Raw genomic sequence first — 12382 nt, 5'->3', positions numbered from 1 at the left:
GCAGATGCCCTCATGAATATGTTGGTTACGTCTCATGCGGTGGATAATCCGCTGCGTGTGATCCCTGCCGTCGTCAATGTGGAATGTGGCCTTAACAAGCACATCGTCAATATCTGCCCGCTGGCGATGTTCCTCAGTCACGGTCTGCCTCCAGTTCTCTGACTTTCTGTTCGCCTATCTCAAGAGCGTTTTCCCTGCAAGGCATGACCACAAAAACAGGATTGCCATAGAGTTTGTTAACATCGGCATCAAACCGAAACAGACAACCACTTTCCATGCCGGAAGGTTCGATTTTTACCGCCATCGCTTCATCAAACATTTTGGCGGGATAGGCCAGATATTTAGCCAGAAGGGGCGGAACAACATTTTGTTTCTCTGTCGGGATAATCCTGTTCAAATCAGGGAATCTGCCATGAATAATTTCCAGATGAGTAAGCCCTTCAATTTTGTCTTCTTCTTTGAAATGTACGGCTCTCGCTTTTTCACCTAACTGAATCTCAGTCATTACTGCTTTTTCCGGAATATTTCCCCAGAACTGGATAACCAGATCAGTATCAGTGGCATCGTCATCGGAGAAGATACTGTTCTCTTCCGTGAGTTCCATGCGAACAGCAACATGTCCGTTAGTGGCTTCGAGGTGCTGTCGGGTGATATGTACCCCGGTTAATCCGGGGTGTTTCTTTGTTTGCTCTCCTTTGGCGATACAAACCAAGGCAGCGCGTAACAAATCAGAAGCAATGATCATGACTTCACCTCCGATGTGTCTGAGCATTGGTTTAAGGCAGTAATTGTTTTTTCGCTGAACGCCTCCGGCATCACAGAGAAGAGGGAGTGATGGGTTGAGGTCAGTCGATCATCGGTAAGTGCCGCCTGTGATTTTGCGATAGCCTCCAATGCATCATGAGCCTCCATAGAAATTCGCAGTGTGTGGCGATGTCCGCACAAGTAATCACCTAAATAGGTCACAATGTATTTTGTCTGTTCCATTTTCATCACCTCACTTTTTGCCAAACAGTTTCTTGAGATCCACACCGTGTACCGCCAGCCATGCTTCGGCAGGCCATGACTTAACATGTCCATATCGGGTGTCAGGAACCTTCACCGCTTCGATGTTGTTTTCCTTGCACCATTTGCGGAGTGGGGCGTACTGGTATTCTTTTTCTGTGGCGTTCTGCACCGCCGTAACCGTGGCGTGTTTTGTGCTTTCGCCCAGGCGTTCTTCCAGTTCTCGGCATTTGCGGGCGGCGGCACTGAGTTTGCCGAGGGCCTGAGCTTCACGACTGCGACTGATCTGTGATTTGGTGCGGCGAGCTTCATCACGTTCTTGAGTAATGACGACCTTTTCTTTTTCAGTTGTCAGCAATGCTTCCAGAGCTGCAATGTAATCACCGGGTAAAGCGGGGGGATTGGTTGCGGGTTTTTTCTGGTGAAAGTAAGCTGATTCCATTTTTTCAAAGAAAGACCATGCCTCGTCGGTATCAACGATTTTCGACATACGAGCAGCGCCTTTTTCAGTCCATAGAATCTGCTGACTTGTATGTTTACTAACCAACCCGATGTTATCGGGTACCTTCTTAAACTGACGTAATTCATCCCCTTCGAGCTTGAAATAATGGACGCCATCAATAAACCGTGACTTGTTGTTCAAGAGATTGTCTTGAATATTTTTTGCACTAGCACCATACCCAGCCGCCAGCGTTTCAGTGGTAACGACACGAACACCTTGCCATTCGATCACTGGCAGCTTGTTTGAATCGATAGTAATCAATTCGTTTTTCTTGCTCATTATTCTGCTTCCTTAAGTTCAATCTTCATTTTCTTTGCATGACGTCGCATGGCTCTATTAAGTGGTACTCTTAGGAATTCGCCTTCTGTTGAGAAATTGGCGATATATTTTTTTGAATTTAAATAATCACGTTCTTCGTCTTTTCCTAAACGCATTCCTTGAGGGATGGTCATTCCCATAAATCCTTGCTGAGTTTTACTTCTTTTTATTTTCGCCATCACAATCCCTCCCGAAGAGTTATTTTTGCTTTGCTATAGCCGGTATGTAATAAATGCCTTTTTTCGTTATGTTCCTGACGATATTCAGACCATAATTGAGCATTAATACTGGTGGCTACACTTCTGGCTTTTCCCCAATATGAAGCGGCAAGGTCATACTTCTCTTCTTTTTCCATCTGAATTGCTGTATTAGCAATATCTAAATAGGTTTCATTTTTCATTTTATTGGCTCCGTTTTCTTGGCAATGATTTTTAATATCTCACGCATAAATTCATTACCTTCTGCGGTTAAATTTCCGAATTTGGTAATGAAGCTGTCATATGTATTTATAAGTTCATGTAATTTATGTTGATGCTCGTCTAGTCCATCTTCAAAGAACTTAATTAAAGCGAGAATCAATATTTCCTCATCTAAGTCCAGCCTACAATTAGTTCCATTCACTTTAACTATTACAGAATGGCAACCATGTTTCTTTTGTAATGAATCCAATTTGGCGTGAATAAATGCCTTTCGCTTTCTTTCAAGCAAAGTTAATTGTGTCATTTTATATTTCCCGTTTTCAGAGCGAACGAGTCCCCAGCAATGGCGCTGTAATTAAAACGTGTTTATTGTTTTATTATTTTGATTGCAATTGGAAAAGTTTATTTCCTATAGCTATTAATTCATCTTGGGTTTTTCTGTGTTTTTCTATCGCCTTTATGTGTTCCTTTTTAAGTCGAGCAATTTTTCTTACCTGCCTAATATCTGCTTTCAGTTCTTCCAGTACCTGAGCATGTCGTTCTATAAACTCAGGGCGCATTTTCCCATTGCGCAATGCAGAAGTGCCGTCTTCCTGAATGACTTCTTCGGCAGGGAAGTTACTTGGTCTGCCTTCTTCATTAAACTGCTTTTGCGCCCGCACGTAAGTCAGTTTATTCAGTGCGCCTTTCTCACTCAGATAAGTCTTGCCGGAACCGCGAACGACATAGACTTCACGCGTTTCAATTTGGATATCTTGGTTGGTTGCGGTTTCGATGGGTTTAAGTATTTTCATGGTTATTCCTTATTGATTGAATTATTTTTTCTTCTTTTTTTATTTGTTTTCTTTCTCTTAATTCATGCCTTGCATTGACATTATTTTCATACTCAGCCTCGATAATAAGAGGCAATATAGAAAACAGTCGTGATAATCTATCAAGATCAGTCATTGCATCATCAGAAGAGTATTCTTCACTATTAGCCGCTGCATTAGCTAAGTTAGCAATAGACTTCATTCCATTTGTTATTGAGTAAATGACCTCATCGCTTGATGATGCCAAAAACTGTAGGTCGCTATCACTCATTTCATTTATTCGAATATTACTAACGCTAGTATGACGGTAAATATTATTCATGAATATTCAACTCCTCGGACTCGTGCTATTTCTTTGCCTATATTAAATACTGCGGCCAATGCAATACTAAGTAATTGTGCACCGGACAGACTTTTATCCGTATCCATTAATAAAGAAACATATGTTCTTAGACTTTCTATTTCACTCGCAACGCCTTCCAATTCATCGAATGCCTGATTATCTGACGTGATATATTCTTTATTTATATCCCTTAACCGTTGGGCTAAATCACAAGTTTGACGATGTACGCCACGACACATTAAATAAGCATCCAGTTCAGCTTCATTTTGAGTTGCAGACACTACGGGAAATATTGAGGCTTCAATTTCTTCTGCAATTTCGACGGCTGCTTGTAGTTTATTGTTCATGTTTAATTCCCCTCAGAATTAATATTATTTATCTCAGTTACGATTAACTATTTGACCCATCCAACCTAAAATTACATATGTAGGAGCTAATAACCTTTTTGCTTCCTGCTCATTAGTTGCCTGAGCTTTAATACATATAGGTCGCCTTTGTTTCATGTTGGAGCGCTCTATTGCGCCGAAGATAAAGGTTTTCATGATTACCTTTTATTGAATGCGGAGTAATTTTTTCAATTCAAGATTATCTTTAATAAAGAAAACATCACACTCTGGCAGTAATTCCGCTTGATTCCAGACGACGGCGGGATTTGGTTTTGGTTGAATAGAGTGCTGCATTGGGAAGACAGCAGTTATTGAAATTATCGTAATTTGGAGTAGTTTGAACTGAAATTGCTTTATTAACACGATCCATTGCTTTTCTGTTCAGTGATAATACTGGTCGTGTTGGTATTGTCATTTCTTCAGGATTGAGAGCAGTCTTTAACGCCATATTGATGGCTTTATCCTTGTTATATGCCTCTTGTTGCTCCTTTCTACGCTCATGCCTTCTTTTTCTTGCATTGTTGTAGCCATGAAAGTTGTGCATATCATCCCCCTTAGTTGATTTGTGATTGAGTAGTCTTCACGTCTCAGTCAGTAACCAACTGGTAAGAATGGTGCGCTTTTTCAGCGCTGTCTGTTAAGGAGCGGTGGTGCTTCATCTTTGGCTGTGTGCCTTGAATGCTTTTATTATCACTTTTAGTAATATGCTAGTCAACACTATTGGTAATATTATTTTATCACCAATAGTGATACTATTGATTAATAAAGAAATAAATTTTTAGAATGGATGGATATTGTGACTTACATCACTGACTGGTGTTTTACTGTTCGACTTGACTGATAGTTATGTAGGGAAAGAGCACAAAAAAGCCCTCGCAGGGAGGGCTGGTGAGATTCTGATAGTAGGCCGCGAGGTGCGGCCTATATAAAATTTATGACGTGGTTAACATTTCAAATAGTGATTGTTTACTATTGATATATGTTTTGCTAACTTGCTTTAATGCCGCGTTTTGCCATCATCTCAGCGAAAATCGCATTAAAATGATTTGATCTTGCTTTCATTTCACGCAAAAACCGCTCTGCTTCTTCGGAAGGTAAGTTATCAAACAGTGTTAATAGCTCTTTCTGTTGTTTCGTTAACTGGTTGTTGGCTGGCTTCACTGCTTCAATACGTTCGCTCAATGCATGAACGTATTGAGCCATCTCGACAATTTCTGCTGCTAAAGATGGGCTAAAATCATCTACTGTAATCTCCAGAATTTCAGCGAATTTAGCTGCATGAGATACACTGATAGCATTATTCGCATTTAATAGCTGCGCAACAGCACTCTGCCCCATTACTAGCTTCTCAGCCAGCACCTCTTGAGACAGTCCTAACTCTTTTTTCTTTGCCTCATATATTGCTTTGAGGCGGTTTGCGTCCGATATTTGCTCGTCGCTCAATGGGATCTTCTTCATTACTAGATTCTATAACTTAAAGTCATAATTACCAATCACCGTTAGTGTTGACTATTATATTACTATAAGTGATACTTGTGTCGATCTTAATAGGAGGATGACATGGAAAAAATTCCGTTATCAGATTTTGTATTCCAAAAAGGGCAGGAGGAAGCCGCCTCCCTGTTTGGAATTAATCAAAGCGCCATCAGTAAAGCTCTCTCAGTCGGGAGAAAAATTACTGTTATTGTCCACCTTGATGGGCGAGTTGAAGCGGAAGAGCTAAAACCATTCCCAGCTCATCGTCGTGGATAGTATCTCAATTTAAATTACTGCTCTTTAACATCTCTGTGCTGAAAAAGCACACCTACCAAATAACATCATCTATCTCAGGATAGATGACAATTCTGTATTTTTGTTAAACAAAACTTAATCAAAATCTGACCTCAGTAATTTTGCGTATCGAACACGTCCGTTCGGCACGTAGAAAGGCCAATTCCAATCGTGAATATACACCCAACCCACAACGTAACAATGCCCGAAATTTATCATCCGGGTGATGCGGAATGGATTCAAAAGATGCTTTCCGCCATGAACTCAACCACAAGGGAATACGCGAGGGATAAATACGCTTACGTCTACAAACTTAGGCGGGATGAAGATCCTGTGCCGCATCGCAGGGATAACACCGGCGCTAGGGCTGCTAACACATGGCTTCGATTGTTCTTCAAGAAAAATTACAGATCTATGAAAGGTTATACCGAAGAGCCGTTGTTAGCCCCGAAAGCACAGCCAGAGGACAAGCCCAAATCAGGAAACGCTTTAGGGCAAGGAGCCAGCCAGTAACACCGAAAATGGCTGTGTCTTCTGGCTGTGGAACGGAGGTTAGGGGATCACTAGGGCTGAACATGAAAAAACAGCCAAGTGAGAATAATTATCAAAATGGGGAAAAGCCAAAAAAATTGGCAGTCACGAAAAGTACTAAATATGTACCCCCCTATTTTTTTGGATAAATAAGAATGAATCTCAATAAGAAAGCAGAAGAAATCATCGCAAAACACAAAAAATTAATTGCATGGAAACCAGCAAAAGCTGTTGCCGCACTGGTGAAAATCGGAATGAGCGAGAGCGAAGCAAAGGAGTTTGTGAATAAAAACTCACCAGAAAGGAAGCCGCACAAGCCCCACAATAGCCACGCAAAGCCCGTGAATCTGGAAGCGCTGAGCACTCACTACATTGTGGTCGGTGATTACGATTTGCTGGGCCTGAAACATCAGGATGCACTGATTGCTGCCATCCGAAATGGCAAAGGGAAGAGTTCATGGCGTGATGAATCAATGGCGGTAACCCTGTTCGGATTAGTCAAGGCCTACCCGATCATCACCACAGCCGAAGTAAACAAATTCCTCAACCGGGGCGCATTCATCGACAGCATTCCACTGTTCATTGACGGGGAGGTGATCGAAGGTGAAGCGATGCCATCAGCGAATAACGAGAGCGTAAAAGACGTTTTTCGTGCGGTTAAGCAACTGAAAAAAATCACTGAGCACTTAGCGGATACTGGCACATTGACGCTCAATAAATACCTTGATCGTGTCCCTACCGATGAAGACGTTAAACGCGCCGTTGGCATTGTCGCACCAGCAATAACAAACCCGCACTTCCATAAAATCGATTATGCGCGCCAATACAACGATATGCCTGTAGACGCTCACGCCGAAGACAGCAAACGGATTATCAATGAGTGGAAAAACGAACTGAAAATCAAAGGAGGCAAGAAACCGAACAGCGAAACTTTGGCGAGTGCGACTGATTCGGATCTTGCAACAGGCACTAACGAAGAGTTACCTGCACAAAAGTATCGCACGGGAACTCAGGAAAATAAACAGGGGTGACGTCATGCTAGAAATTACCCCCAACTTTGCACAGGAACGCGGCTTAAGCCTGTTGCGTCAGAACTGGAAACAGCACCGTACCTTCATGGTGTACAGTCCAACGGGATCAGGCAAGACAGGCTTGGCGGCTTTCATCACTGACGGTTATGTATCCCGTGAAATGCGTGTGATGTTCTGCGTGCCTTATACGATCCTCGTAGACCAGACGGCAACAAAGTTTGCAGAGTATGGTTTACCGGAACACGAAATCAGTTACGTGTGGTGCGACCATCCCAATTATGACCCAACCCGGTTAATTCAGATTGCCTCAGCCGACACCATTATCCGCCGTGAGTTTCCCGACAATATCGATTTACTGATTATTGATGAGGCGCACTTACGCCGTAAGCGGATGCTGGAAATTATCCGTGACAGTGACATTCCGGTGATCGGATTATCGGGCACACCTTTTTCCCCGTTCCTTGGGGCTTACTACGAAAAGCTGATTAAGCCGACCACCATGAAAGAGCTGATTCAGCGTGGAGATCTGAGCAAGTACGAATTCTATGCGCCCACCAAACCCGACTTAAGCGGCGTAAAAAGCAATCAAAGTGCTGAATACGGCAGTGATTATAAAGAAGATGAGATTGCCGAAATCATGTGCGGCGCAGATTTGGTGGGCGATATCGTCAGTAACTGGTTAGCAAATGGCAATAACCAGCCGACCATCTGCTTTTGTGTCACCGTCAGCCATGCCAACTTTGTGACCGTGGAGTTTAATCGCGCAGGGATCAATGCCGAAATCATTACAGCGCAGACCTCCCACGAAGAACGCCAGATTATGATTCACCGCTTTGAACAAGGCGCGACCAAGGTTTTAGTGAACGTGGGATGTCTTTTGGCTGGGTTCGATAGCGATGTCCGCTGCATTATCTACGCGAGACCCACAAAGTCTGAAATCCGATGGGCTCAGGCGCTAGGTAGGGGCCTGCGTACTGCTCCGGGCAAAGAAGCCTGCCTTATCTTCGATCACTCCGGCACCGTTCACCGACTCGGCTACCCTGACGATATCGAATATGACGAGCTGCCCCGCAAGCATGACGGCATGAAGTCCAGTTCCAGTTACCGGGAGCAGGAGAAGCGGGAAAAGTTACCCAAAGAATGCCCGTCCTGCCATTACATGAAGCCCGCCGGGGTTTACGTCTGCCCGAAATGCGACTTTAAGCCGTTGGTAGGGGAAGACATTGATGTCGATACCAGCCGCACTATCCAGAAGCTCAGCAAGAAAGAACGCATCTACACCCAGACCGAAAAGCAGAGTTTCTATTCCCAGTTGAAGTACTACCAAAATCAGCGGGCTTCACAAGGCAAGACCGTCAGTGATGGTTGGGTATCCAATACATTTAAAGACAAGTTCGGCATCTGGCCTCGCGGGTTCCATGATACCCCACAGGAACTGACCCCCGAAGTGAACAATTTCATCAAGCACAAGCAAATTGCTTTTGCTAAATCCCGCAAGAAGTCGGAACCGTCCAGTAACGAACAGCAGGAAATGCGCCTTGAAGTAGCCCACCAAAAGGTGCGCGATATCCGTGACCCGTTATCCATTCAGTCCTCTCAGGGAGGCACACGATGAACACAATCAATACGGCCGAGGCGGTTATTGGGCACTGGCCTAAAGTTTTCGAATACTACGGCCTGCCTCCCGTGACAGGCAGGAAACACTTTAAAGGGAAGTGCCCAATCTGTAAGCAAAAGGGCAAATTCCGCATTGATGACCGTGACGGGCGCGGAACATTCATCTGTACCTGCAATGCCGGTGATGGCTGGGCACTCCTCAGATTGACTCAGGGGAAAGAATTCAAAGTGTTGGCCGATGAGATTGATCAGTTACTGGGTATTCAGCGTGAAAACGGGGTACCGAAGCCCAAGGTGAGTACCGTCGCGGATAAGCGCCAGAAGATGATCGCCCACTACTCACGCATGCCGGAACTGAAAGGCACCTCGGCGGAAAGATACCTCCAGCACCGGGGAATTTACAGCCATCACCCGATTGAACAAATCCGCTTCTGTGAAAAGCAGCCGACCTACCAAGGGGATTATCAGGCAATGTGGGCACTGGCGACAGACTCACGCGGCCAGTTGTGTTACCTGCACCGAACCTATCTGGACGGGGAGAAAAAAGCCCCGCTGGAGGTCACCAGAAAGATGATGTCACTTCAGGAAGAGACTTATCTTGATCATGCTCAATCCGTGGCAATCCGTTTGTTTCCGGTAGCTTCCACGCTGGGCATTGCCGAGGGGATTGAGACCGCCTTGTCCTGTAAGCAGATCTACAAGGTGAATACGTGGTCAACCATGAACGCCGGGCATATGGCGAAATTTATCGCCCCGCGTGGTGTTAAGCACCTCATTATTTTTGCAGATAACGACTGGAGCGCCACCGGGGAAGCGGCCGCCTATGCCTGTGCCAATAAAAACCTGAAAGCCAATAATGACATAGAGCGTGTCAGTGTGAGATGGCCCGACCTCGGGGATTTTAACGACCTGCTCCAGCAAGGTTGTCAAGCCAGAGAACGGGAATTTGTGAAAAAGCAGCAGGAGACAGCATAACAATGAAACTGGAATCAGCATTAAAACACTTTCACCCGAAGTCTCCGACATTTAGTGATACGTCAACCAGTACCGCACCGGACAGAATGAAAGGCATGGATACCGCGGCGGCTTTAGGGATGGCTGAATCACAGGCCAAGTTCGGCATGGCGGCATTTTTCGCCAAGAATGATGTCAGTGAAGAAGACAAGTTCAGCACCGTAGAGGCGTTGACCCGATACGCAAGACGAACTGTCCCTAAACTGATATCGAAGGCCACAGGGAATAAATTGGGGCAGTGTCTGGTGATCTTATCCAAGATGGCCTTTGAGGATTACGCCCGTTCAGCCGCGTCAATCTGTCAGTGTTCGGAATGCAAAGGAAAGGGGCTGATCTACGGGATGAAGGAGGTTGAGAAGCATCCCGGCATTACTCGTGCCGATGGCGTGGTGATTATCGAGCCGTGGATTAAAACGGAGCAAGTGGGTGAGCTTTGCCAGAAATGTAACGGGAAAGGCGTTCTGTCAAATCGCTGTCGTTGCAAAGGGCGAGGATTGGTACTTGATGAGGAAAAGACGGCATTGCAGGGTGTGCCGGTTCATAAAATCTGCCCTCGGTGCTCTGGGCGGGGTTACAGCAAAGTGCCCTCGTCAGTGGCTTATACAGCAATCAAGGCGCTTATTCCTGAGTTGACTCAATCGTCATGGTCTCGCAACTGGAAACCCTTTTATGAAAAGCTTGTGGGTAAGTGCTACACCGAAGAAAGCCATGCGGAAGCTGCATTTAGCAAGGTGACAAAATAAACTGTTTATGTCATCGACAATATTTGCATTTTGCATAAAGTTGGCGTACCATCTTCAAATAGTGGGAACTTGTAACTATACTCACTACGAATATTTAAGACCTCGCCTCGGCGGGGTTTTTTGCTTTCTGGGGGAATGAATGTCTGCACCAATCACCGAATCTTTAGTTATCCGTCCTGCATCTGAACAACCCACGCCGGATATGAATGGCAAAGAGGTACTGGTCTTGAATCCTTGCGATGGCTGGCACATTGGGTATGTCAATTTCTGGGATGGGGAATACAGCGGTATCTACCGATGGATAGGTGAGGAGTTTGAGCCTCGGTACTTTTATGTCGCTTGGGCATTACTGCCAGATGGCTTGAAAATCGGCGATGCCTTCGAAGACCAGAGCGCGACACCGGAAGAACATGATCGTTACTGGGCAGCAAGAAAGATGCCGAACGGGAAATAGCATTCCACCGTCGTAAATCCAACCACCTAAGAATCCTAGGTAGTTCAAAATCCCAGACTTGCGGGATATTTAGATGAATATTTCAATGCAGCGAATAGACGAAATGGCTGAAGAAATTATTTCTGAGCTTTTTGCAGACGGTAAAACTCCAATGGAACAATTTGGTATTAATTGGAAGCAGGCTGAACGCTTAGACTCACGAAACGAGGTTCAACTCGATCATGGTCGGTCAACACCTATATCACTATTAAATCAATATGTTATATGTGATTTTGGGTGGCGTGGTCAACACCTCGATCCCCCTAGATAACTCAACCTGTCGGTCAGACCGACTAGTTAAAATTCAAGGCTGCGCATGGCGTGGCTTTTTTCATTTCTGGAACTTTGGCGTAGAGGGTTCGCGCGGATGCCTGAAGAGCATTAGGACTCGGTTCGATTCCGAGAGGTTCCACCAAATTATCGAAGGTCGCTGAGGCGGCCTTTTTCGTATCTGCAATCCTAACTATTTGATATTCATTCGATGCCGGAATTCCGATATCGGAACCATCCCAGTTTTGCACAGTGGCAATAAATGGAACTCCTCTGATGACCATTGAAAACATCACCCTGAACCCCCCGGAGTCTAAGAGCGCGGGTATCACGCAAAAAAATATCGCTCAACTTAAGCAGCTTTTCCCTGAAGTATTCTCGGAAGGAAAAATCGACTTTGACGCCTTAAAAGCGGTGCTGGGTGAGGCCGTTGATGATTCAGACGAGCGCTATAGCTTCACTTGGCAGGGTAAGGCGCGTGCCCGTCAGATTGCCCAGACGCCATCAACCGGTACGCTACGTCCATGCAAGGAAGAGAGTGTGAATTGGGATACGACCGAAAACCTGTTTATTGAAGGCGACAATCTTGACGTGCTTAAGTTGCTGCAAAAGTCTTATCACAAAAAGATAAAGATGATCTATATCGACCCGCCCTATAACACCGGCAAGGATTTTATCTATAACGACAGGTTCAATGATACATCGGGTCGGCGTCATACAAATTGGCTGAATATGATATTTCCACGGCTGCTCGTGGCTAAAAACTTACTGCATCCGGAAGGAATGATCGCTATCTCTATCGATGATAATGAAGTCTTTAATTTAGTGAAGGTGTGTGAAGAAATATTTGGCTACGATGCCATTAAAATCATTGCGGTTAAAATGAGTGAAGCCAGTGGCCTGAAAATGACCAGCGTCAAAAAACGGGGCACCATTCCAAAGTTAAAAGAATATATCATGGTGATAAAACCGAGTGGTATCAATAATATTGAATTTACCCCCATAAAGAAACCTATCTGGGACCCGGCGTATAATATCTATTTGGATAATTTTAGCCGGGAGCACAGGGATTTTTATGATGCGATAAAAGAGTCGGAATATCTTAGTGATGAGCAGTTAAATAAACTG

Annotated in this window: 21 protein-coding genes and 1 tRNA gene; 10 read left to right on the top strand and 12 right to left on the bottom strand. The window is 44.7% G+C overall.

Annotation, left to right across the window (positions count from 1 at the left end):
• Positions 1 to 133 precede the first annotated feature (133 nt).
• The 12 genes from Xhom_RS50245 to Xhom_RS50190 form a co-directional block, all read right to left on the bottom strand.
• Complete coding sequence (locus Xhom_RS50245; protein ID WP_069318212.1) at positions 134 to 745, bottom strand: beta clamp domain-containing protein; 612 nt, start codon at positions 743 to 745, stop codon at positions 134 to 136.
• Positions 742 to 987 (bottom strand): hypothetical protein, encoded by a 246-nt coding sequence (locus tag Xhom_RS50240; protein ID WP_069318213.1) that lies wholly within the window; start codon positions 985 to 987, stop codon positions 742 to 744. Before Xhom_RS50240 ends, Xhom_RS50245 begins: the two co-directional genes overlap by 4 nt.
• Positions 988 to 997: 10 nt before the next feature.
• On the bottom strand, positions 998 to 1786 hold the full coding sequence (locus Xhom_RS50235; protein ID WP_069318214.1) for an ORF6N domain-containing protein: 789 nt from the start codon (positions 1784 to 1786) through the stop codon (positions 998 to 1000).
• Entirely contained in the window at positions 1786 to 2004 is a 219-nt protein-coding gene (locus tag Xhom_RS50230; RefSeq protein WP_069315732.1) for a hypothetical protein, read from the bottom strand. The genes Xhom_RS50235 and Xhom_RS50230 overlap by 1 nt, the downstream gene beginning before the upstream one ends.
• Positions 2004 to 2225 (bottom strand): ANR family transcriptional regulator, encoded by a 222-nt coding sequence (locus tag Xhom_RS50225; protein WP_069318215.1) that lies wholly within the window; start codon positions 2223 to 2225, stop codon positions 2004 to 2006. Before Xhom_RS50225 ends, Xhom_RS50230 begins: the two co-directional genes overlap by 1 nt.
• Positions 2222 to 2548, bottom strand: a complete 327-nt coding sequence (locus Xhom_RS50220; protein ID WP_069318216.1) for a hypothetical protein — start codon at positions 2546 to 2548, stop codon at positions 2222 to 2224. Before Xhom_RS50220 ends, Xhom_RS50225 begins: the two co-directional genes overlap by 4 nt.
• A 73-nt stretch (positions 2549 to 2621) precedes the next feature.
• Complete coding sequence (locus tag Xhom_RS50215) at positions 2622 to 3038, bottom strand: hypothetical protein (protein WP_069318217.1); 417 nt, start codon at positions 3036 to 3038, stop codon at positions 2622 to 2624.
• Complete coding sequence (locus Xhom_RS50210) at positions 3025 to 3378, bottom strand: hypothetical protein (protein WP_069318218.1); 354 nt, start codon at positions 3376 to 3378, stop codon at positions 3025 to 3027. Before Xhom_RS50210 ends, Xhom_RS50215 begins: the two co-directional genes overlap by 14 nt.
• Entirely contained in the window at positions 3375 to 3746 is a 372-nt protein-coding gene (locus Xhom_RS50205; protein ID WP_069318219.1) for a hypothetical protein, read from the bottom strand. The genes Xhom_RS50210 and Xhom_RS50205 overlap by 4 nt, the downstream gene beginning before the upstream one ends.
• Before the next feature lie 33 nt (positions 3747 to 3779).
• Positions 3780 to 3941, bottom strand: coding sequence for a host cell division inhibitor Icd-like protein (locus Xhom_RS50200; protein ID WP_145957466.1), 162 nt, complete (start codon positions 3939 to 3941; stop codon positions 3780 to 3782).
• Positions 3942 to 4005: 64 nt separating this feature from the next.
• Positions 4006 to 4329: a transcriptional antitermination N peptide gene (locus Xhom_RS50195; protein ID WP_069318220.1), complete on the bottom strand. Its 324-nt coding sequence runs from the start codon at positions 4327 to 4329 to the stop codon at positions 4006 to 4008.
• Positions 4330 to 4772: 443 nt separating this feature from the next.
• Positions 4773 to 5243 (bottom strand): helix-turn-helix domain-containing protein, encoded by a 471-nt coding sequence (locus Xhom_RS50190; protein ID WP_069318221.1) that lies wholly within the window; start codon positions 5241 to 5243, stop codon positions 4773 to 4775.
• Between the two features lie 102 nt (positions 5244 to 5345).
• Between Xhom_RS50190 and Xhom_RS50185 the strand changes: the two genes are divergently transcribed.
• The 10 genes from Xhom_RS50185 to Xhom_RS50140 all read left to right on the top strand — a co-directional run.
• Positions 5346 to 5537 (top strand): Cro/CI family transcriptional regulator, encoded by a 192-nt coding sequence (locus Xhom_RS50185; RefSeq protein ID WP_069318222.1) that lies wholly within the window; start codon positions 5346 to 5348, stop codon positions 5535 to 5537.
• Positions 5538 to 5726: 189 nt separating this feature from the next.
• Positions 5727 to 6068, top strand: coding sequence for a hypothetical protein (locus Xhom_RS50180; RefSeq protein WP_145957467.1), 342 nt, complete (start codon positions 5727 to 5729; stop codon positions 6066 to 6068).
• Positions 6069 to 6241: 173 nt separating this feature from the next.
• Positions 6242 to 7117 (top strand): hypothetical protein, encoded by an 876-nt coding sequence (locus tag Xhom_RS50175; protein ID WP_069318224.1) that lies wholly within the window; start codon positions 6242 to 6244, stop codon positions 7115 to 7117.
• A 4-nt stretch (positions 7118 to 7121) separates the two neighbouring features.
• Positions 7122 to 8732 (top strand): DEAD/DEAH box helicase, encoded by a 1611-nt coding sequence (locus Xhom_RS50170; protein ID WP_069318225.1) that lies wholly within the window; start codon positions 7122 to 7124, stop codon positions 8730 to 8732.
• The gene (locus Xhom_RS50165; RefSeq protein WP_069318226.1) at positions 8729 to 9709 is read left to right on the top strand and encodes a DUF7146 domain-containing protein; all 981 of its coding nucleotides are present in this window, start codon (positions 8729 to 8731) and stop codon (positions 9707 to 9709) included. The genes Xhom_RS50170 and Xhom_RS50165 overlap by 4 nt, the downstream gene beginning before the upstream one ends.
• 2 nt (positions 9710 to 9711) lie before the next feature.
• Complete coding sequence (locus Xhom_RS50160) at positions 9712 to 10491, top strand: antitermination protein Q (RefSeq protein WP_069318227.1); 780 nt, start codon at positions 9712 to 9714, stop codon at positions 10489 to 10491.
• Between the two features lie 139 nt (positions 10492 to 10630).
• Positions 10631 to 10945 (top strand): hypothetical protein, encoded by a 315-nt coding sequence (locus Xhom_RS50155; protein ID WP_069318228.1) that lies wholly within the window; start codon positions 10631 to 10633, stop codon positions 10943 to 10945.
• 73 nt (positions 10946 to 11018) lie between these two features.
• Positions 11019 to 11255 carry a hypothetical protein gene (locus Xhom_RS50150; RefSeq protein WP_069318229.1) on the top strand — a complete coding sequence of 79 codons (237 nt, stop codon included), beginning with the start codon at positions 11019 to 11021 and terminating at the stop codon, positions 11253 to 11255.
• 68 nt (positions 11256 to 11323) lie between these two features.
• Positions 11324 to 11399, top strand: a tRNA-Phe gene (locus Xhom_RS50145).
• 137 nt (positions 11400 to 11536) lie between these two features.
• Positions 11537 to 12382: site-specific DNA-methyltransferase (locus Xhom_RS50140; RefSeq protein WP_420855266.1), on the top strand; the 846-nt coding region annotated here is incomplete at its 3' end.

The organism is Xenorhabdus hominickii (genome assembly GCF_002632725.1).
Lineage (GTDB): Bacteria > Pseudomonadota > Gammaproteobacteria > Enterobacterales > Enterobacteriaceae > Xenorhabdus > Xenorhabdus hominickii.
The sequence above is the reverse complement of the archived record's forward strand: the minus strand, read 5'-3'. Positions and strand labels throughout refer to the sequence as shown.